Source organism: Alteromonas sp. ABH4_456 (assembly GCF_056160645.1).
Map to the genome: position 1 here is coordinate 65,860 of NZ_JBSWXO010000011.1, position 18,751 is coordinate 84,610.

Sequence of the window (18,751 nt, forward strand, 5' to 3'; positions counted from 1 at the left end):
TGCAGTGCATTAGAGACGCTGGTACACTAGATTTATATTTCATCATTTATTTAATCCGGCTTACCCGTGGCCCGCCAGCCGTTGCCGGTCCCGCTTTCGATATACGGACAACTATTCATGAGTAAAAACCATTCTGCATTTATCGGTTTGATGCAAAGAGCAAGAAACGTAAAACGCTGGCCCTTAATGGCGCAGTTTCAGGAAGAAATGTTATCGACGCATATTTATGAAGCGGCGGTGGTTGCTCATATGCTCGGGGCAATTGCAAAAGAAGTATTTAACGAAGATGTTGAGCCTGACCGGGTAGCCTCCATGGCTATTTTCCATGAAGGCAGTGAAATTGCCGGTATGAGCGACATTCCCAGCCCGGTAAAATATCACGACCCGGAAACCACCATGGCGATTAAAAAGCTGGAGCGGAGGTTTGAAGCCATGTTACTTCAAACACTACCTGAACCACTACGTCAGCGTTATCAGCCTCTGATTGAGCAGGATAAAGAAGATATTCATGTGGCGCTGGCGAAAGCCGCAGACGTATTGTGTGCTTATCTGAAATGTGACTATGAGTTATCAAAATCTAACTCAGAGTTTTCAAATGCTATGCACGAAATGGACATACAACTGAAAAAATACCGGGACACGTTTAAATGTGTGGATTATTTCTGTCAGGTATTTCTTGAAGATGCAAAAGGAACGCTGGATGAGCAGACCCGCGATCTAGACTGGGTCGAAAGGGCTAATACGCTGAATATTAAAGAATAACAGGGAACATTTAACGTCCTCAGTTCAGGCGCGGTCCTTCAATAACCGCGTTCTGGCTTGTTTCAGGGATAATAATTCATCATAGCATTGCTGCATGCGGGTGCGGATTTTCCGCAACAGCTGAGCACAAGACTGGCTCTGTTTTTCGTTTAACGCATCATCGAACTGTTTCAGAACCCGTGATTCCAGCGCTACCAGTTGCTCAACAAACACCTGCTCACTGTTTGCAGAAAGCTTACTGACTACATGGGTATAGAGTTTTCTCGCTTCGATAAGCAAAGACGTTTCAGTAAAATCACTGTGCTGACCTGCATAAGGCATGAGATCAGTACAGGCTTGTTGCTTCTCTCTTAATATACGCGAAAACAGGGCGCGGGTACTGTCGCAGCTCACGGCTTTAATTCCGTCACTGTAAAACGTGATACCGCTTTGCAGCATATTGATGAGATATGAAATATTATCAGACGGATAATTAGCAGCAGACACAGCGGATTCCCTTTGTTGCAAAACTCTGTATGGGAATTTGCAGGGATCAGGCCATATGTTATGTCTGCTAATTAAATTTTATATTCATGATATACAAAGTTTTTTTTCCGGATGTTCAAACTGGCAGCGTGTGGAAGAAACGGGTAAATACATCTTTACAATTTGCTCTGTAAAAAAGTAAAAGCCGGCATTGCGAACAATGCCGGCTTTTAAGTGCTGTTAACAGTAATTACAGGTTGTACATTTTCACATCGCCTGGATTACCGGAATAGGTAGATACAGTGAGATCCTGAGTGAAGTACACGAAATGTACCTGAGTCGGATTACCGGTGTCGTCGTAAAATACTTCGCCGGCATTACCGGGAATGTATCCGCAGGCGCCACTGTAGTAGTAAGCGTTCCAGCCAGTCACCAGGGGACTGTTGTAGCTGGCCAGCGCATTCACCGGTTCAGGGCTGCTGTAAACTTTGTTCCAGAGGTCCACACAGCCGGCGGTGTCCGCAGTGCTACCCTGAGCCCAGCCATCCGATGTGAAATCTACAGATTGTCCGCCGATATTTATCGGCGTTGTCTGACGAATCTGATATTTGGCCTGTAACAGCGTAATGCCCGACTTGAATGCGCCCATCTGACCCTGAGTGACGGCATTAGTGGCATCTTCAGACAAATCAATAAAACGGGGAGCAGCTGTTACTGCCAGCACGCCAAGAATGACAATGACGATGACCAGTTCGATTTAAAGCCTGCAGAATATTTAATAGTTTTCATCATGGTATCAGGTTCTGATTAACGACATGATGAGAATAGAGTAAAGGAACGTTTGCGCCAATAAAGAAACGCCTGAAACGGGTATTTCAGGCGTTTATCAGGTGTAGAGCAGAATAAGTAAATGACTGCCCGGGCGCTGCTTACAATTCGGATATCAGGCAGGTTTGTTTGCCAGCAGTTCACTGACTGTAAAGGCTTTTTTACCCAGAGTAGCCGCATCATTGCTCATTCTTACCATGATTGAAAAATACACGTCTTCCATGGTCTGCGTTTCAACGGTCATCTCTGTGGTTTGTGCCGGGAATGGCTGGGCTACGCCGGAACAGCCTGACATTGTGCATTGTTCTTCCTGCAGTACAGGGATTTGAGCAGCACTGGTGTCTTTTACCAGGCGTTTGCCGGTAGTCATTTTGCGTTCAACATCTGTTTTCACGATAGCCAGATACTGATAGCCGGCGGCCTGAGCGATTTCAGCTGCGCGGTATAAAGTATATTCCTGCACCAGCGCCGCATCGGTGGCTTCTGTGGCGCGGAACATCACCCTGTACTCCGCATCAGACAGTTGAACAGATGAATATCCGTACTGTTTCTCAGATTTTGCCGCCTTATATGGCGTTGGCGCTGAGTCCGGAACACTGCTGCAGGCACTGAGAACCAGCACACTTGCCGTTAGAACCGGTAAAAATACGTTGCGCGTTTTAATCATTAATCCTGATGCAAAACCTGGCATATAGTGTCCTTATCCTAAGAAATTGAAAACTGCGGTGCGGGCAAAAGCAAACAGGGCTTGCCGGCGCTTGCCTGGCGGATCATCACTGGTTGCACCTTTCCATGCACCGGCACCGAAACAGGTAAGCAGAGTTTCGGGACGGGCAACAAAAAGTCTTGCCGTCACTTTAGCATGGTTCACTGCAACCGCACTTTCATATTGCGATATTTCGTAGTTTTCCTGCGCCTTGTCACGGGCGCGCAGTGCCGAAGTTAAAAACAGGTTCATGATTTTGTTTCCTCCTGTTTTTCCTCTTTGTTCACACCAACAGCCTGCAACAGCGTTCTGATTGCAGGCATCAGCGAAATGTAGCGGTAAGCATTTCTGGCTATCGCAAATGCAGCCACGGCCAGAACGAGATTAAGTACAAAAACAATCAGCGCTGTTATGCCGTTGTGAACGTTAAAATGATGCAATGTAATGGCGATGCCGATATTGGCGATGAGCCAGCAGAAGCAGGCAAACACGAATGACGCCAGAATTGATATGCCGGTGACGACCACTGATTGCCTGGCCACATTCACTTCGGCTGCGGTAAGTTCCGTCAGTGCTATCAATTCCTGTTGCTTTTGGAACAGCACCCATTGCGCGTTGGTAATCATGTCGTCCAGCGAAGGATCAGACTCATCGGAAGTCTCTGTGCCTTCATTGCCAGCGTCTTCAGCGTAAGGATCCTGACGGCCTTCCGGCGATTCTGAGCGGGAAGGAGAAAAACCCCGGTCAGTATCACTGACCAGGGCTTCGTCGGGAATGTGCCCGGTGACCATCTCTTCACCGGGACCAGTCGGCTCCCTGACGCTCATGTTACTTTTTACGTAAAAGTGAAGTAACCAGCATGCCTGCAGCAAACGCGATACCTGCAGTAGCTACCGGGTTTTCGATGGCGTACTTACGTACCCCTGAGGCCTTCCACTTCGCGTCCATCTGGGCCTTACGTGCTGCCATGTTGTCAGCAGAGTCAGACGCGGTGGAGCGGATATTCTGTTCGGCACGGGCCGCTGATTCAGCCAGCTTATCTACAGACGAGTGCAGAGAAGCCTGAGCTTTGTCTGTAAAAGGATGAGTCGAATCAGCCACACCGTTAGAAGTCTTTGTTGCTGAAGCGGTTGATGCTGCGTTAGCCATAATAATTTCTCCTTTTTGGAATGTTCACAAGGAGTATTGCAAGGCCAATACCAATACGAGTTTTGGTGCAAGTTGTTGATAATTTGTGCTTTTTGTTTTTCGGTGAATTGATGTGGCTTGCGAGGACCAGCGTTTGTTACAGGTTGCCTGTAATAATTGCAGGCAACCTCTTACTAAAACAGCGTGGCAAGATCGTTCCGGTTAACCGGTTTGAGCAATGTGCCGGCGATGTCGACGTCTTTTAAGTCATTTTCATCAGGCTCCCGGCCACTGACAATGTATATCTTCAAATCTTTGTGGTCCTGACGGATATCACTGGCAAGGCTGATCCCGTCAGCATCCGGCAGGGTTAAATCCAGCAGGGCGGCATCGAATGGCTTAATCGCAATGAGGGATTTCGCGTCACGGGCATTATGTGCCACCTCAACACTGTGGCCCAGGTGACTGAGCAACAACTTCATCAGTTCTGCAGCATCGTGATCATCTTCAACCAGTAATACCTGTTTTCCGTCAGAATCACCGGGTTGATTGTCACTAGTATCTGGAAGCGGGGGGGAGGACTCCGTTTCAGATGTTTTATAAGGAACAAACTCCAGCGCTTTATTGACATTGGATGCTTCATCTTCTGAAGGCTTTGCCATTCCCGGTGTGCTGATAAGATATCGATCCAGTATGTCGAACAACGCCGGTTTATCGATGGGCTTGCCAAGCACATCATCAAATCCTTCGTCCAGAAGTGACTGTCTCAGGCCTTTTCTGCTGGCGGCGGTAATTGCCACTACGGCGACATTACACTGGTGTTTACGCATGGCTTTAAGAGCATCAATGCCGTTCATCACCGGCATGTGTATATCCATCAGCACCAGGTGATAAGGTTTGCCCGCTTGTTCAGCCTGCAAAACGGCCTCCAGCGCTTTAACACCGTTCTCAGCATAGGACACAGTCGCATGGCACTGGCTGACCATATGACCAGTGAGCTTTCTCAGTTCACGTAAGTCGTCGACAATAAGCACCCGGCCGGTGACATGAAGATGGTTCTTGTTGAGGTCATCCGGCGTTGGCGCTGATAACCGGAAAACGTCAAAGTGCTGTTCGCTGATGTCACCGGGGTCAATGGTGAAAGAGAAAGTACTACCGCGGCCAAATACTGACTCAACACTGATTTCTCCTCCCATTTTGGACACCAGTTCACGGCATATCGCCAGGCCAAGACCCGCGCCGCCATGGTTAGCCCGCATAACATCTTCAATCTGCTCAAAAGGACGGAAGATGTCATCCAGTTTGTTCGGCGGCATGCCAATACCCGAATCGGTGACCCGGAATAACAGCAATTCTTTATTATCAGATTTTCGGGGGGGCAGGGTTTCCACTGACACCCGGATGGTGCCGGTATCAGTAAACTTAACCGCATTACTGATAAGGTTGATTAATACCTGTCTGAGCCGGGTAGGATCGGCGGTGATAAAATCCGGAATATCATTTTGCGAAAAGACTTCCATGGAAAGCCCTTTGTCTTTCGCTGCCAGATTCATCAGTGAATGGACGTCTGTGAGAAAGCCGTTGAGATTCACTTCTCTGAGTGAAAGCTCAAGTTTATTAGCCATAATGCGTGACATATCCAGCAAATCGTTCAGCAAACTGAGCAGGTGTTTGCCATTGGTGTGGATAATCGACAGTTCCTGGTTCATCGGTTCGTTGGCTTCATCGTCAAGTAACAGCTCGGTGTAGCCCAGAATGGATGTCAGCGGTGTGCGTAACTCATGGCCAAGGTGTGCCAGGAACTTATCTTTTGCTTTATTTTGTTGCTCAACTTTATGCCGTTCGATGCGCTCGTTTTCTATCTCGCGACGAACCATGGCATATCGCATAGTCCGCATGAAACGGGGGGATTCAATTTCGCTTTTGTTCAGATAGTCAGCTGCACCGGCACGCATCACCATGTCATCCACCTGACTGTCTGTCTGGCCGGTCAGAATGACAACAGGTACGGTGATACCCGCAGCTTTAAAGGTGGCAAGCACATCAAGTGCATTTTCTGCCCCTAAAATGTAGTCCAGCAAACAAATGTCAAAGGTGCGCTTCTGAAAAGCATCGATGGCGGCCTTGCCGTTTGTTACCCATGTGATGTGGAATTTAGGGTCTTCACACTGGGACATATAGTCGGCGGTGAGGAAATAATCATCCTCATCGTCTTCTACCAGTAAAACCCGAATAACTTCTGCCACGCTCGTTTCCCCGTGCACTATTGATTGCTGCTTATTGCTGACCACTTAATCGTGGGGTAACTCTACAAACTCAATCCAGTAACGTCCTAATGCCCGCATGAGGTCCACCAGGCCTTCAAAGTTTACCGGCTTGGTAATATATGAAGCGCAACCAAGGTCATAGCCTCTAAGCATGTCTTCTTCCTCTTTCGAGGTCGTCAGAATGACCACGGGAATGCCTCTCAGAGACGGGTCAGCTTTGATTTCCTGTAAGGCTTCACGGCCGTCCTTCCTGGGCATATTTAAATCCAGAAGAATGAGACTGGGGCGGGGCGAGTCTTTCGGATCGGCATATTTTCCTTCACGGCGAAGGTACTCCAGAAGTTCGACACCGTCTTCGACACAATACAGGTTATTCAGTACACGGCTTTCTTTTAGTGCATCGAGGGTAAGCAAACGATCGTCTTCGTCGTCATCTGCCATCAGAATATTTATCGGGGTGCCATGTTTAAGAGACATGTTTTTCTACTCCTTCACTGTTTGTCGCAAACGGTTCGCCATTGACAGGCATCGTAATGACAAAGCGCGATCCTTTGCCAGGTTCACTGAATGCTTTTATAACGCCATTGTGCCGCTCTACAATCCGGCGGCACACGGCAAGTCCTATGCCCGTTCCTTTGTAGGCACTTCTGCCATGTAAACGCTGGAACGGCGCAAAAATTTTCTCAGCAAAAGACTGTTCAAAGCCAATGCCGTTATCTTCAACTGTGATGGTTACCCATTCATATTCATCTTTCAATAAAATGGGTTCGAGTTCTTCCTCTGTAGACGGGCGGGAATTGAGGGAAATAACCGGTGAGGTATCTTCAGATCTGAATTTCAGTGCATTGGACATCAGATTGAGCAACAGTTGTTCAATTTGCGTTTTATCGCACTGCACCACCGGCAGGGCGCCTGCATTGATGGTGGCTTTGCATTCTTCTATGGCAATTTCCAGGTCACTGGTGACATTGTCGAGGATCTCAGACAGGGCAACCTCTGAAAAGTCCTTACCTCTTGTGGTCACCCGGGAGAAGGCGAGTAAGTCACTGATTAACATCGACATGCGTTCGGCTGCATTGAGCATGCGCTGCAGAAAATCTCTTCCCCGTTCATCCATCACATCAGTATAGCCGGCTTCCAGACGGTTACCGAAAGCACGAATCTTCCTTAACGGTTCCTGCAAGTCATGAGAGGCGACGAAAGCGAAATCTTCAAGTTCGCGATTGCTCCGGGAGAGCTCATCTGCATACAGTTTGAGTTCCTGGGTGCGATCCTCAATTTTATCTTCAAGCTCTTCATTGTATTCTTCGAGATCCCGCTGATGTTTAACGGTTTCCCGCAGGTTAATGCGCAATAAGATAAGAATGGCGATGATCAGCAAGCCGGTGGTGATACCGGAAATGATGAGGGTCGTTACCGAGTCTGAACGCAGACGCATAAGGCTGTCCAGATGCTTAACCTGAGCCTCTCTTTCTGTGGCATCCACTTTGTCATAACGTAAATCGAATTCATCGTATAAGCTCAGTCCCAAATCAGTATTCACCAGAGACAGTGCTTCGGCGTATTCACCTGCACGGGTAAGCTCTACGGTTTTGATAAGCTCGTTAATTTTTGCCTTACTCAAATCGATTAAATCTTCGATATTATCTTCCTGTTCGGGAAGATCCGATTCCACAGATGCGGCTTCAACTTCTTCAAGCAATTCATTGAGCTTGTTCAGGGTGACGGTGTAATCGGTGAGGTAGGCTTCATCTTTGGTTAGCAGGTAACCCCGTTGCCCCGATTCAGCACGAAGTACAGCCATGTGAAGTTTATTGATAGCGCTAATCACGCGGTTAGTACTGAACAGCCTGCTCTCAAGAGAGGCGAGCTCATCCAGTGTACTGACAACGTAAAATGCATTACCGGTAATAATAACAATGACCACGGTAACCAACGTGATCCAGCTGTAAGCAGATTGAACAACTTTATTCAGCATATACTATTATTCCGCCGTACCGCTGGCCAGATCATCCATCATTTCTGTCAGGGCGTGGCTGCAATCTTTAGTGCTTACGATAATTTTATCCAGCGCTTCCTGCGCTTTCTCTAACGGAATATCACCGTTCAGAGCCATCTTTACCAGTTCGGCCTGCATGGAGATTCGGTTGAGCGGTTTTCTTGCATCGTGTACCCACTTTGCAATTTCCGCCAGCTTTTCATCAGTCATGGATCCTTTCCTCAGGACTCGTCTTTGCTCAAATCACCGTATGCGTGCAAACGGTTATAGAGTGTTTTGGTACTGATCCCCAGCATCTCTGCGGCCAGTGTTTTATTACCGTTCACTTTCTCGAGAGTGGCATAGATTAGTTCTTTTTCCACATCCTCAATGGTCCGTCCGGCTTCCAGCGCAGTCGTCGTCGATTGCTTTTTCGCGAAAGGAGACTCAATTGTCTTCGGTAATTCTATGTTGGTTTTGTCTGGGTCACTCATGATGGCAGCGCGGTGCACAAAGTGGCGCAATTCACGTACGTTACCCGGCCAGTCGTAGGCTGTGAGGGTATCGAGCTGGGCTTCATCCCATTCAAAACGGGTATCATTTTCTTTATTGAATTCTTCAATAAATTGCATGGCCAGAAGCGGAATATCTTCCTTGCGTTCCCGCAATGGCGGAATCGTGATGGGAAACACGGCGAGTCGAAAATAGATGTCTTCCCGCAATACTTTACTTTCAGCGATTTCTTCCATCCGGCGGTTTGTCGCTGATACGACACGGCAGTTTACCGGAATGGTTTTTGTGCCGCCCACGCGGATGACCACTTTATTTTCCAGTACCCGTAACAGGTTAGGCTGCATATCGATGGGCATTTCAGTGATCTCATCTAAAAACAGCGTACCGCTTTCAGCCTGTTCAAATACCCCTTCCTTACGGTTCACCGCGCCAGTAAAAGCGCCTTTTTCGTGACCAAATAATTCACTGCCGATCAATTCTTTAGAAAACGCACCACAGTTGGTGGCGATGTACGGGCCGGTTACATCAGAGGCCTGATGAATTGAGGCGGCAACCACTTCTTTACCCACGCCGCTTTCACCCAGCAACATGACGTTTGCGCTGGTGCGGCTTACCCGTTCAATAAGTTTATACAGTTCTTTCATTGGCGCTGATTCACCAATGAGATGACCGAAATACTTCTTAATTTTATTACCACCGGAAGCCGGTTTTTCTTTTTTACCGGACAGGGCCGCTTCGATGTCTTCCCGCTGTATGGGTTTGACCAGATAATCGATATTCGGTCCGCACAGACCCTTGATAATGCCGCGGACAGAAGGATGGCCGGTAATTAACGTCACTTTGGGACGTTTGGACAGGGCGTCGAGTTCTTCAAAAAGGTGGACGCCGCTACCGTCGGGGAGCATGAAATCCAGCAGAACATGGTCGAAGGTTTCTTTTTCCAGCCATTCCCTGGCTTCGGCAAGGTTGCCTGCGGTCAGAATGTCATGACCCAAAAATTCGATAATTGTGCAAGCTACCTCGGTAAACTCAGGGTCGTCATCCACAAGTAAAACAGTCAGCACTGTGTTAGTCCTTTAGTAAAAATTATTGTCGCAATGTACGTTTTACAGGGTGTCTGCGGATTAAGATCACGCATTATTTTATAATTATAAATTTAGTGACCGCCGGTGTGAGTACGGCTTTGCGGTGATGTCAGGGAACTACCGTCCTGCATCACAGAAAGGATGTCTTTTGCCGGCATGGGTTTGCCGTAAAGATAACCTTGTGCGATGTGACAGTCCAGCCGGGTCAACAGGCTGGCTTGTTGCTGTGTTTCTACACCTTCGGCGATCACATCGATCCCCAGGTTACGGCATAAAGACACAATGCCTTCCACTATTTTTGCGTCACGGTTTCCTTCAGCCAGACCACGAATAAAGGACTGGTCAAGTTTGACAGTATGAATATCCAGTTCCCGCAAGTAGGCAAATGAACTCATGCCGGTACCAAAGTCGTCAATCGAGGTGGCAATGCCCATTTCTCTGAAATCTGACAATACACGGCGGCTTACCGCGATGTCCACCATCGTGGCGCTTTCAGTGAGTTCAAATTCCAGCAAGGCCGGTTTAATACCCGACTTTTCCAGCAAACTACGGACAAAGGGGATGAATGCGCTGTCCATTAAATTATAAGCAGACAGATTGACAGAAACAGGTAATTCAAACCCGCAGGATGACCAGGTTTTGATCTGATTGACCGCCATTTCCACCGTGTAACGGGTAAAAGCATGAATAATTCCGCTTTGTTCGACCAAATCAATGAATAACGAAGGTTGCAGCAGTCCTTCTTCAGGATGCTGCCACCGTACAATGGCTTCGGCGCCTGCCAGCCTGCCACTGCCAATTTCTACTTTGGGCTGATAATGCAGTACAAATTCTTTATTGTTTAATGCAGAGCGAAGCTGACTGCGCAACGTCACTTTAATGGTGCTGTTATATGCCAGTCTCTCATTATAAATTTGCACGCCAAGACGCAATTTTTTTGCCCTGTGCATGGCGTTTTCAGCATTTCTGATCAGCATTTCGTGGTGATGACCATGCTCAGGGAAACAGGCAACACCAATACTGCAACTGACCTCAAATGCACTGTTTCCGATAAATAACGGCTCGCGGCAATCGTACAGCATGGTAAACGCGCGGCTGAGCACATCGTCTGCCGGCAGGTCAGGGTGCCAGATAACAAATTCATCACTACGGTAGCGATATACCTTGACGCCTTTTCCGGCAATATTTTTTAACCGCTGTGAAAAAGCAAACAACATTCTGTCACCCATCGCGTGTCCCAGCGCATCATTTATTTCTCTGAATCGGTCGAGATCAAGAAAAAACAACGCGCCATGGGTTGAATTGAAGGTATCACCGGACAGCAGCGCATTGCGGTTGGGAAGTTTGGTCAGTGCATCTTCAAGAGCCAGTCGCTCCAGCGTGTTGTTAGCCTGCTCAAAGCGGCGGGCAATAAAGGCGGACATCAACAGGGCAGCCCACACTGCAACCCAAAACGTAATAAAGCCGGCGACAGAAAGGGTGTTGACTATCTGTGAGGATATCTCAGTGAGATCTTTTGTGCGCCAGATAACGGTTAACGGGGCTTCATCTGCGGTTGAAGGCAGTTCACGGATATAAAGACGCAGGTTATTAAATTCTGTGACCGGCTCGCCTGAATTTGCCGTCAGTGTGTCTGGAAGGTCAGCTATGCCGGACTTTTGATACAAGATTACCGGACCCCGTTTCACCATCATTACCGCATCAGGCATCAGTCTTTTGTTAATGGCCGGCCGACTGGCAAGGGTGCTGATAAAAGGCATCTGGCTGTCGAAATACTGTTTTTCAAAATCGGTTTCAAGCTCAATCAGAATGCCATGGCCGAGGTAGCACAATACGCCTATAAGCAGCATAGATAAGCCTGTGGAGCCTGCCAGCAACCGCTTGCGCAAGCTGGCTTTATTATGTTGAATTTCGACTCTATGCGGCATTTATTGTGGTATCCGCTTTGGAAGACTGAATCTCAGGTGCAGACCCTGTGGTTCCGGAATAACAATAACTGATGGTATGTGGCACGGGTCCCTCCTTTGTTATTATTTTATACGGGACCTGTTTGTTATACCTGCTTACGCTTTTTGGGGCAACTTTTGCGCCCGATTTGCGTGCTGTTTAACGAATTAAAAAGCCTTCCGCTTCTGCTGTGGGAAGATTCATTGACTGATAGCGCAGTTCGCCAATAAAAGCACGGGCAGCGGGTCCGAGACGGTCTCCGTCTTCAAAACAAAGATACAACAGGCCTTTACGTATACCGCTGGTCTCCATCGGAAGTGGTTTCAACAGTCCCTGATTCAGCTGTGGCTTGATAATAGCCAGTGGCAGCCATGCGAAACCCAGACCTTTGCATATAATGTCGATTGATGTACGTACGTGGCTTACTGTCCAGCGTTGGTCGGCACCCAGCCAGCCGGATTCGGCTTTGCGTTCTGCCGACGAATCACGTACCACTATCTGACGGTGAGATTTTAAATCTTCTACGGTTAAAGCACGTTCAAGCTGATGCAGCGGATGGTCCGGGTGGGCAACGGCAACAAATTCGATTTCGCATAAATCTTCACTGAAACCGTTTTTAACTGCAAAAGGTGAGATAGCAATATCTACTTCAGCAGCTTTTAAAAGTGAATTTGCACCATTAAGTACGGTTTCCATCAGTTCTATCCGTAAAAGGGGATATTCCTGAGAGACTTTATTTAAAACATTATATAAAAGCGTAGGCGGGAAAATAATATCAACAGCAATGCGTAATTGCGTCTCGGTGCCACTTTGCAGGTTCGTTGCAACGGCTTCCAGTTTGTGCGCTTCATCAAGGAGAAAATTAGCACGGCGCAGCATCAAATCACCGGCCTCTGTTAATTTAACTTTTCGCCCGTCATTTTCAAATAAAGTAATGCCAAGGGCTGTTTCCAGTTTTTGAACGGCGTGATGCACACTCGACTGACTTTTATGTACCAGCTGTGCTGCCTGATTAAAGCCACCTGCATCCACGACGGCTTTAAACATCCGCCACTGCTCTAACGTTGCTTTCAACATAATTTTCCGTGTCTGTCTTTAATCAACCACTAAGGTAACTTTGCTTCTGTTTCTGATAATCAGTTTACCTCAGAGCGCACGCTGGTAAAACACGAAAGCATAAAACCTTATCAGCCGGTTGCGCCGGTCTGTCATTCAGGGAAGTGTTTACAAATATCTATAACAGGACAGGTGATCACAGAGACATTTTCGTATCCCATCAATGCAAGTTGTTCTGCAGCCAGTTTGGCGCGAACCCCTGATGCGCAATGTAAATAAACCGGTTTGGCGGCGTCAGGGAACTTTTCGGCCATCTTCATCTCTAATACCCCCCTGGGGAAATTGATAGCGCTTTCAGTCGGTTGGTTCTGACATTCACCCGGCTCACGAACGTCAATCAATACGCCGTCATTGCCGGCACATTCCGACGCTGCCTCTTGAGCGGTAATAATTCGTAAGGGCAGGGTGATAGAAGCAATGCGTTCCTGAATCGTCTTCAGCATGGTTATTCTCCGGAAATGGTCGGGTCATGACAGTCATGTCCCCCGATAGTGATAACATTTTCAATATAAGGTGAATGTAATATAGCTTGCGATAAATAAACAGTGGTAATACCTTGGAACGCATGTTATTTACGATGAACATTGTTGATAAGTGAGAATCATTTACGCTTTAATACCCACAAATAAATAATAAAGAAGTACTACTAATGACAGCGACTGCAAACAACATTGACACAGAAGAATTGTTATCCCATGCCTCCGAGGCTGAGCGATATTTAAAGCAATTAGCGAACAAAACCCGCCTTATGGTGTTATGTTCTCTGCTAAATGATGAATTTTCTGTATCTGATTTACTGACCAGGATTCCGGTAACTCAGCCGGTACTTTCTCAACATCTGGCACTTTTACGTGAGGCCAACATGGTGGCCACACGTCGTGACGGGCAGACAATTTACTATAGTCTGGCCGACGACAGAGTGAAGCAGACTATAGGCCTGCTTTATGGTTTCTTCTGTGCTGCAGAGTGACATCTCCGGTTCTTATTGAATTAAGGCGGCGGCTGCCGCCTTTATTATTTTCGAGCTGTCATTAAAGGTTTACTTGCCAGATACGCAAGGTAGTCGGCGTCATCAAGGCGGTCATCATCCACTTCCGGTAATGCCATCAGGTCATCATGACTGACGTTCACATGAATTTTATGCGTCGACCAGTCGATGTCTTTTATCAGCGCGGGAGCGAGCGCAATTTTTTTCCCGCCGGGCAGCCAGTTTCGTGTATCAATAATGAAAAGCTGAATGGCCCAGTTGCGTTTGTCGATGACAAAATCACATACGTGACCTGTGTCCTCGCCCTGCGCACTGATATCGTACCCGTTTACTTCGTCGCAGGACCGTAAGTGATTTTCAGGCTTGCTTTCAAGGCTGTCCATGTCGTCCTGCATACTTTGCTGATCAACAAGCTCTGTAGGATGTGAGAAGTCGCCCCAGGCACCAGGACCCGTCCAGTAATAGCCGTAACCGAAATATTTAAACAAGATTTCTTCATATTCCCGCGATAACGGTTTGTGGTCGTCGATGGACGGACTTTCTTTCAAAGCATCTTTGGTCATAGACACATAAAGTTTTTCTTCTGTGTCATTCACCTCAGTAAGTGAAATGGGGGAGAGTACTACTTTGCGGCCAAGGGGCAGCCACTTGTGTGTATCGGCCACAAAATACCGGATAACGAAATCCTGATCATCAAACAAAACATCTTTGCACTGACCAATATCGCCGTCAGTGGCATGAATTCCGAATTTTGTCAGGGTATTAAAAGCAATCATCTTTTTGTCCTTTTTGCCTGCTCAGACCATAAGCGCAGTGAAAGCCCGGTCCTGTAAATACTGAAATTGCACGGGTATACATGCTGTTTCGTACAGGCAATCCAAAAAGATCACAAAAAGGTGCGGGAAAAAGTAAAAAGTTAAGGCGTGAATAAAACGGCAAAACCTCACCGGTTCCGTGAAAGGAACCGGGCAGGTTCATAAATTTGGCTGTGAAGATGAATCAGGCGACGTCGAATGTTTCGTCTGAGTAGTCATCATCAAATTCAGCCGCGTTACTGGCCGAACTGTGTAACGTGTAGAAGTTACGTTTTCCACGGGCAAGGTGTACGTACTTTTGCCACGCTTTTTCCAGTCCGTTCTCAGCCGGAACAGTACCGGAAATGAAAGCGACAAAATGTTTTTCATCAGCGGATTCAGGTTGTATTGCGCCTGATTCCAAGTCACATAAAGTTTTCCCGTAGCGGGTCAGCAAGTCGGCTTCAGGAATACTGAAGTCTCCGGATTTTTTAAAACCGTACGGAAATTTAACCCTGTCGATGAAGGGCTTTGGAGCTGGTCGGATATCAAACGTTTTCATGGCGAAGTCTCGAAAAGGAGTAAACTCAGCAGACTTTTAATTCAATAAAAACATCATGGGAAACAAATTTTTTTTACCTTTAAGATAAATAATTTTGAATGTGCTTTTGTCAGGACGACAAGCACCGTGAGCAGTCCGGGAAACGGGCTCAACGGGGAAATCAGACCTTTAACGCTACACTAATGAGGTATCTCATGAACAGAGAGTGGTTAATTTTTGTTCAGTGAAATTATTCATCGTCACGATGATTAATTTTTGTTTCCCATTTTTGTCAGCACACTGATAATGGAGATGTGGCAATAACTATGAGACTGCAATGAGTAAAGACTATCGTTACCAGCGTGAAGAATGGGACTCGGTAGAAGATGGTGACCTTCACGGCAAAAAAAGCCAGGACCGTCGTCATCAGGTGAAAACTAAGCAAAAGCGTGACGTTCAGCGTCGCGAAAAACAGCGAAGGCTTCACCAGGAAAGTTACTGATAACACGCGAGTAATGTTATCTGAGCAACGCATCAGTTTTCTGATGCGTTGTATACATTTTTGTTTTACAACCATAGAAAGCTGTGAGACCGTATACCTTGTAACGTGACTCGCTGTGTAGCATCTATGGATATCCGCTTTTTATCTACCTTTCTTGAAGTTGTTAAGACCCGGCATTTTGGTAAAGCCGCTGAGAATCTTTATCTGACGCAGTCTGCTGTCAGCGCCAGAATTAAACTGCTGGAAGAGTATTTTCAGACCACTTTATTTATTCGCCACCGCAACAGTATTCAATTGACGCAGGCTGGTGAGAAACTCCTTCCTTTCGCGCATCAACTGACTGACACGCTAAAAGACGCAAAACGGGAGCTGCAAGCCGAATCCGGTGAGTTTGTGGTATGCGCCGCTACCCAACTGACCAGTGAAATGGGATTCACCTCTGTGCTGGGGAAAGTTCATCAGGCATTTCCTGACTGGTCTGTAAAAGCCGAAGTGCTTACGCTGGACAGCTTATCCCGTCAGCTTCATGAAAGAACTATCGATATTGCACTATCCTCAGAACCGCTGAAGTCTGAAGAAATTCTGAGTACCGAGTTGCTGTGTGAACCCCTTGCTATGTTTGCTTATGGTACTGAAGCAGAAGAGCCTGCGCCGAACACCTATGTGTCTGTAGAGTGGGGCAGCAAAGTCAGGGATAAGTTACAGCAAATCAGTCCTCAGCTCCGTGATGCCAGACTCAGTACAAATTCTCTCCGGCTGGCTGCCAGCAGCCTTACTGAAGAAGGCGGCTTTGCGTTGTTACCGGAATCGGTTGCAAAAAAACTGTTACCGGCCGGGGAACTCCGTTGTGTCAGAACCTTTGAGGATCTCTCTGCGACGGTTTATCTTAATACAATGAAATCGGTTAAACGTCCCGGGCTACCCGCACTGCTCGATTTACTCACATCCGCTCAAGTGTGATATTACCGGTATTGTCCGGTCACTCACTTCCTTAATTACACCGTCAGACTGGCGTAATACCAGTCTGAATCTGGAATTTAATTCTGTTTGGGTTATGATACCTGCATGCGGTTAAACTTTCGCCAGGCTGGCGGATGAAAAGTTTACCGTTTATCTCTGTGTCTGACGGATTTAGCACAGATGAGAACCAAATCACTATTAATACGGTATTGACTGACAGAATATGCGGCCATGGAAGGAGTAAAAGCATGCGTTGTCTGAAAATATGGGGTCTGGTAATCGCGTGTTTGACCTCATGGGCGTTAACAGCCTCTGTTGAAACTGTCTCTGCGAAACCAGTTCCGGCGAAATATTCCTCATCTGTTACCAGTGTAGTACAGCTACAGCCTGCCAACGGCGAAGTGTTCAATTCTGTTGCTCAGGGCGCGATAACGTTCACCCTGGAAAATGGCCTTAACGTGGTCATGCTGCCCATGGATACAACAGCCGCCGTCACCTTACATTTGCAGTTTGATACCAACCGGTATCCTGATAAACCTTTGCCCGGATTACCTGCGCTGGCTTTCGACGTATTGGCAGCAAATCCCGCTTTGTCAGATTTTAACGGTGATCTCCGGTTGGTCAGCGGCGCCCGTACCAGTCAGGTGAGCGTGGATACGTCCGGCGAAAAAGCTATAGAAGCGACTAATGTGCTGGCACAGGCTGTACGCTATAACGGTATTGATGAAGACATTCTGGCAAGAACAAAAGCCGAACACTGGCGGAACTATGAAATTGCCGGTTTGCAAAAAGCCACCGGTATTGAGGCCGGTAATTTAAGCCGCGGGACAGTGCAACCGGAAGCGGCTTCATTTTTGAATATCACTGGCGATGATATCCGCAACTATGTGACTGACACACTGGTGGCCAGCCGTGCCAGACTCTTTGTGGCAGGAGATTTTATGCCGGATAAAATGGAACAGGCCATACGACAGTCATTTGCCGGCATGCCGGCTGGAAACGCAGGTGCGTCCGCCGGTGAAAACCGCTATGCCGGCTACATGTTAGTTCACCGTGAAGTGGCAACGCCCGCCAGCCGGTTAACAGCGGCCTTTGCGCCGGAAAAACGCTTAACGGCAGGGGATAAACCTGCTTCCAGCTTTGTGTTACCGCAACACCAACGCGGTGAATTAATTAATCAGTTAGCAAATCTTTACGCTTTTGACTTGCAGGAAAGAAGTCTGACCCAATATATCAGCTATATTCATCAAAGATCAGTCGTCCGGTCTGGGAATACTGTGGAGAGAAATCCCATGGCAGATTCATTATCACCTGGTAACGGAAAGCCGGAATATCAAACACAGGATGATAAGCCGGATGCTGAAAAATTTAAGTCAGATAACCGCTTGACGGTTCTGTAAGGAAATGTATGTCTTTATCTCACCCTCTACTGGAAGTCAGTGCTGAAAAACGCCTTCAGGCCACCGTTGAATCCGTCATTGAAAATGGCGAGGTGTGGATCTTAAAAGATGACGATGGTTGTGTGATGCTCACTTCTGATGAAGAAGACGGTGTGCCGGTATGGCCTGATGAGGCGCTGGCTGCACTCTGGGCTACGGATGAATGGTCTCACTGTGAGCCGTTACGTATTTCCCTGCAGGACTGGATGCAAAAGTGGACACCGGGCTTGTTGAAAGACGCGCTGGTGGTCATGGTTTGCCCGGTACCGGGTGAAGAAGGCGAGATTATTGAGCCGGACGTCATGGCGGAGAAAATTCTCGCTGCAAAAGGCTGATCGCAGGGGCTGCCTCTTACGTTAAAACCTTATCAGAAATGAATAAAAGGAGCAGCGTATGTTATTGCAACAACCCACAATGCAGGATCTGTTCGCTCAACTGGGTTTGGACAACAGCGATGAAGCGATGGAGAGTTTTATCGAAAAGCACCGGGGTTTGAACGACAGCAGACACATTGAAGATGCACCTTTCTGGAATGATGCGCAGGCTACATTCTTGAGAAGTGCTTTGCTGGAGGATGCTGAATGGGTCGAAATTATCGATCAACTAAATGCTGAACTGCATCATTAAATAAAGTCACGCCCTGCATCTGACAGGGCTTTTTTTGCTCTTCCCTGACACATTTTCACACACTCTTTAGCGTCTCATCGCGATGCAGTCTCCTTTTGCAATTTC

At 47.4% G+C, this 18,751-nt stretch carries 23 protein-coding genes; 7 read left to right on the plus strand and 16 right to left on the minus strand.

All coding sequences use genetic code 11. The annotated features are described in order from the left end of the window. Window positions 1-117 precede the first annotated feature (117 nt). Window positions 118-762: a 5'-deoxynucleotidase gene (gene yfbR / locus ACXAG2_RS16245; RefSeq protein WP_474868661.1), complete on the plus strand. Its 645-nt coding sequence runs from the start codon at window positions 118-120 to the stop codon at window positions 760-762. 24 nt (window positions 763-786) lie between these two features. On the opposite strand, the gene ACXAG2_RS16250 is transcribed toward yfbR, so the two are convergent. The 14 genes from ACXAG2_RS16250 to ACXAG2_RS16315 form a co-directional block, all read right to left on the minus strand. Next, window positions 787-1,248 carry a ferritin family protein gene (locus ACXAG2_RS16250; RefSeq protein ID WP_474868663.1) on the minus strand — a complete coding sequence of 154 codons (462 nt, stop codon included), beginning with the start codon at window positions 1,246-1,248 and terminating at the stop codon, window positions 787-789. A gap of 229 nt (window positions 1,249-1,477) precedes the next feature. After that, on the minus strand, window positions 1,478-1,951 hold the full coding sequence (locus ACXAG2_RS16255; RefSeq protein ID WP_474868665.1) for a hypothetical protein: 474 nt from the start codon (window positions 1,949-1,951) through the stop codon (window positions 1,478-1,480). Between the two features lie 219 nt (window positions 1,952-2,170). Continuing rightward, complete coding sequence (locus tag ACXAG2_RS16260) at window positions 2,171-2,746, minus strand: CC0125/CC1285 family lipoprotein (RefSeq protein ID WP_474868668.1); 576 nt, start codon at window positions 2,744-2,746, stop codon at window positions 2,171-2,173. A 9-nt stretch (window positions 2,747-2,755) separates the two neighbouring features. Beyond that, window positions 2,756-3,013, minus strand: a complete 258-nt coding sequence (locus tag ACXAG2_RS16265; protein ID WP_119500975.1) for a hypothetical protein — start codon at window positions 3,011-3,013, stop codon at window positions 2,756-2,758. Continuing rightward, complete coding sequence (locus tag ACXAG2_RS16270) at window positions 3,010-3,588, minus strand: phage holin family protein (RefSeq protein ID WP_474868670.1); 579 nt, start codon at window positions 3,586-3,588, stop codon at window positions 3,010-3,012. The genes ACXAG2_RS16265 and ACXAG2_RS16270 overlap by 4 nt, the downstream gene beginning before the upstream one ends. A 1-nt stretch (window position 3,589) precedes the next feature. Further along, window positions 3,590-3,910, minus strand: a complete 321-nt coding sequence (locus tag ACXAG2_RS16275; RefSeq protein WP_474868673.1) for a DUF883 domain-containing protein — start codon at window positions 3,908-3,910, stop codon at window positions 3,590-3,592. 173 nt (window positions 3,911-4,083) lie between these two features. After that, entirely contained in the window at window positions 4,084-6,135 is a 2,052-nt protein-coding gene (locus tag ACXAG2_RS16280) for a response regulator (RefSeq protein ID WP_474868675.1), read from the minus strand. A gap of 45 nt (window positions 6,136-6,180) precedes the next feature. Beyond that, entirely contained in the window at window positions 6,181-6,633 is a 453-nt protein-coding gene (locus ACXAG2_RS16285) for a response regulator (protein ID WP_119500978.1), read from the minus strand. Next, window positions 6,623-8,134, minus strand: a complete 1,512-nt coding sequence (locus tag ACXAG2_RS16290; RefSeq protein WP_474868677.1) for a sensor histidine kinase — start codon at window positions 8,132-8,134, stop codon at window positions 6,623-6,625. The genes ACXAG2_RS16285 and ACXAG2_RS16290 overlap by 11 nt, the downstream gene beginning before the upstream one ends. Before the next feature lie 6 nt (window positions 8,135-8,140). Beyond that, window positions 8,141-8,365 (minus strand): histidine kinase dimerization/phospho-acceptor domain-containing protein, encoded by a 225-nt coding sequence (locus ACXAG2_RS16295; RefSeq protein ID WP_474868679.1) that lies wholly within the window; start codon window positions 8,363-8,365, stop codon window positions 8,141-8,143. 11 nt (window positions 8,366-8,376) lie between these two features. After that, window positions 8,377-9,711: a sigma-54-dependent transcriptional regulator gene (locus ACXAG2_RS16300; protein WP_474868682.1), complete on the minus strand. Its 1,335-nt coding sequence runs from the start codon at window positions 9,709-9,711 to the stop codon at window positions 8,377-8,379. A 92-nt stretch (window positions 9,712-9,803) separates the two neighbouring features. Continuing rightward, a complete protein-coding gene (locus ACXAG2_RS16305; protein WP_474868685.1) occupies window positions 9,804-11,660 on the minus strand; it encodes a putative bifunctional diguanylate cyclase/phosphodiesterase in 1,857 nt (618 codons plus the stop codon). A 178-nt stretch (window positions 11,661-11,838) separates the two neighbouring features. Continuing rightward, window positions 11,839-12,756, minus strand: coding sequence for a LysR family transcriptional regulator (locus ACXAG2_RS16310; RefSeq protein WP_119500983.1), 918 nt, complete (start codon window positions 12,754-12,756; stop codon window positions 11,839-11,841). A gap of 131 nt (window positions 12,757-12,887) precedes the next feature. Then, on the minus strand, window positions 12,888-13,238 hold the full coding sequence (locus ACXAG2_RS16315) for a rhodanese-like domain-containing protein (protein WP_474868687.1): 351 nt from the start codon (window positions 13,236-13,238) through the stop codon (window positions 12,888-12,890). Between the two features lie 206 nt (window positions 13,239-13,444). On the opposite strand from ACXAG2_RS16315, the gene ACXAG2_RS16320 reads away from it, so the two are divergent. Further along, on the plus strand, window positions 13,445-13,765 hold the full coding sequence (locus tag ACXAG2_RS16320; protein WP_119500985.1) for an ArsR/SmtB family transcription factor: 321 nt from the start codon (window positions 13,445-13,447) through the stop codon (window positions 13,763-13,765). A gap of 44 nt (window positions 13,766-13,809) precedes the next feature. On the opposite strand, the gene ACXAG2_RS16325 is transcribed toward ACXAG2_RS16320, so the two are convergent. Together ACXAG2_RS16325 and ACXAG2_RS16330 are read right to left on the minus strand one after the other, a co-directional pair. Then, window positions 13,810-14,559 (minus strand): PRC-barrel domain containing protein, encoded by a 750-nt coding sequence (locus tag ACXAG2_RS16325; RefSeq protein ID WP_474868689.1) that lies wholly within the window; start codon window positions 14,557-14,559, stop codon window positions 13,810-13,812. A gap of 223 nt (window positions 14,560-14,782) precedes the next feature. Next, a complete protein-coding gene (locus ACXAG2_RS16330; RefSeq protein WP_474868691.1) occupies window positions 14,783-15,139 on the minus strand; it encodes a MaoP family protein in 357 nt (118 codons plus the stop codon). Window positions 15,140-15,455: 316 nt separating this feature from the next. Here ACXAG2_RS16330 and ACXAG2_RS16335 point away from each other — a divergent pair, with 316 nt between their 5' ends. The 5 genes from ACXAG2_RS16335 (at window position 15,456) to ACXAG2_RS16355 (ending at window position 18,646) form a co-directional block, all read left to right on the plus strand. After that, window positions 15,456-15,620 carry a hypothetical protein gene (locus ACXAG2_RS16335; RefSeq protein ID WP_474845595.1) on the plus strand — a complete coding sequence of 55 codons (165 nt, stop codon included), beginning with the start codon at window positions 15,456-15,458 and terminating at the stop codon, window positions 15,618-15,620. A 126-nt stretch (window positions 15,621-15,746) separates the two neighbouring features. Further along, complete coding sequence (locus tag ACXAG2_RS16340) at window positions 15,747-16,580, plus strand: LysR family transcriptional regulator (RefSeq protein WP_474868693.1); 834 nt, start codon at window positions 15,747-15,749, stop codon at window positions 16,578-16,580. Window positions 16,581-16,828: 248 nt separating this feature from the next. Next, window positions 16,829-17,980, plus strand: a complete 1,152-nt coding sequence (locus tag ACXAG2_RS16345; RefSeq protein ID WP_474868695.1) for a peptidase M16 family protein — start codon at window positions 16,829-16,831, stop codon at window positions 17,978-17,980. Between the two features lie 8 nt (window positions 17,981-17,988). After that, the gene (locus tag ACXAG2_RS16350; protein WP_303574529.1) at window positions 17,989-18,354 is read left to right on the plus strand and encodes a DUF2750 domain-containing protein; all 366 of its coding nucleotides are present in this window, start codon (window positions 17,989-17,991) and stop codon (window positions 18,352-18,354) included. Between the two features lie 58 nt (window positions 18,355-18,412). Further along, entirely contained in the window at window positions 18,413-18,646 is a 234-nt protein-coding gene (locus tag ACXAG2_RS16355) for a DUF2789 family protein (RefSeq protein WP_474868698.1), read from the plus strand. Window positions 18,647-18,751 lie beyond the last annotated feature (105 nt).

Coding starts and splice junctions, on each gene's coding strand:
- yfbR (WP_474868661.1), top strand. CDS start 118: ATGAGTAAAAACCATTCTGCATTTATCGGTTTGATGCAAAGAGCAAGA.
- ACXAG2_RS16260 (WP_474868668.1), bottom strand. CDS start 2,746: ATGCCAGGTTTTGCATCAGGATTAATGATTAAAACGCGCAACGTATTT.
- ACXAG2_RS16265 (WP_119500975.1), bottom strand. CDS start 3,013: ATGAACCTGTTTTTAACTTCGGCACTGCGCGCCCGTGACAAGGCGCAG.
- ACXAG2_RS16270 (WP_474868670.1), bottom strand. CDS start 3,588: ATGAGCGTCAGGGAGCCGACTGGTCCCGGTGAAGAGATGGTCACCGGG.
- ACXAG2_RS16275 (WP_474868673.1), bottom strand. CDS start 3,910: ATGGCTAACGCAGCATCAACCGCTTCAGCAACAAAGACTTCTAACGGT.
- ACXAG2_RS16285 (WP_119500978.1), bottom strand. CDS start 6,633: ATGTCTCTTAAACATGGCACCCCGATAAATATTCTGATGGCAGATGAC.
- ACXAG2_RS16290 (WP_474868677.1), bottom strand. CDS start 8,134: ATGCTGAATAAAGTTGTTCAATCTGCTTACAGCTGGATCACGTTGGTT.
- ACXAG2_RS16295 (WP_474868679.1), bottom strand. CDS start 8,365: ATGACTGATGAAAAGCTGGCGGAAATTGCAAAGTGGGTACACGATGCA.
- ACXAG2_RS16305 (WP_474868685.1), bottom strand. CDS start 11,660: ATGCCGCATAGAGTCGAAATTCAACATAATAAAGCCAGCTTGCGCAAG.
- ACXAG2_RS16310 (WP_119500983.1), bottom strand. CDS start 12,756: ATGTTGAAAGCAACGTTAGAGCAGTGGCGGATGTTTAAAGCCGTCGTG.
- ACXAG2_RS16315 (WP_474868687.1), bottom strand. CDS start 13,238: ATGCTGAAGACGATTCAGGAACGCATTGCTTCTATCACCCTGCCCTTA.
- ACXAG2_RS16320 (WP_119500985.1), top strand. CDS start 13,445: ATGACAGCGACTGCAAACAACATTGACACAGAAGAATTGTTATCCCAT.
- ACXAG2_RS16325 (WP_474868689.1), bottom strand. CDS start 14,559: ATGATTGCTTTTAATACCCTGACAAAATTCGGAATTCATGCCACTGAC.
- ACXAG2_RS16330 (WP_474868691.1), bottom strand. CDS start 15,139: ATGAAAACGTTTGATATCCGACCAGCTCCAAAGCCCTTCATCGACAGG.
- ACXAG2_RS16335 (WP_474845595.1), top strand. CDS start 15,456: ATGAGTAAAGACTATCGTTACCAGCGTGAAGAATGGGACTCGGTAGAA.
- ACXAG2_RS16340 (WP_474868693.1), top strand. CDS start 15,747: ATGGATATCCGCTTTTTATCTACCTTTCTTGAAGTTGTTAAGACCCGG.
- ACXAG2_RS16345 (WP_474868695.1), top strand. CDS start 16,829: ATGCGTTGTCTGAAAATATGGGGTCTGGTAATCGCGTGTTTGACCTCA.
- ACXAG2_RS16350 (WP_303574529.1), top strand. CDS start 17,989: ATGTCTTTATCTCACCCTCTACTGGAAGTCAGTGCTGAAAAACGCCTT.
- ACXAG2_RS16355 (WP_474868698.1), top strand. CDS start 18,413: ATGTTATTGCAACAACCCACAATGCAGGATCTGTTCGCTCAACTGGGT.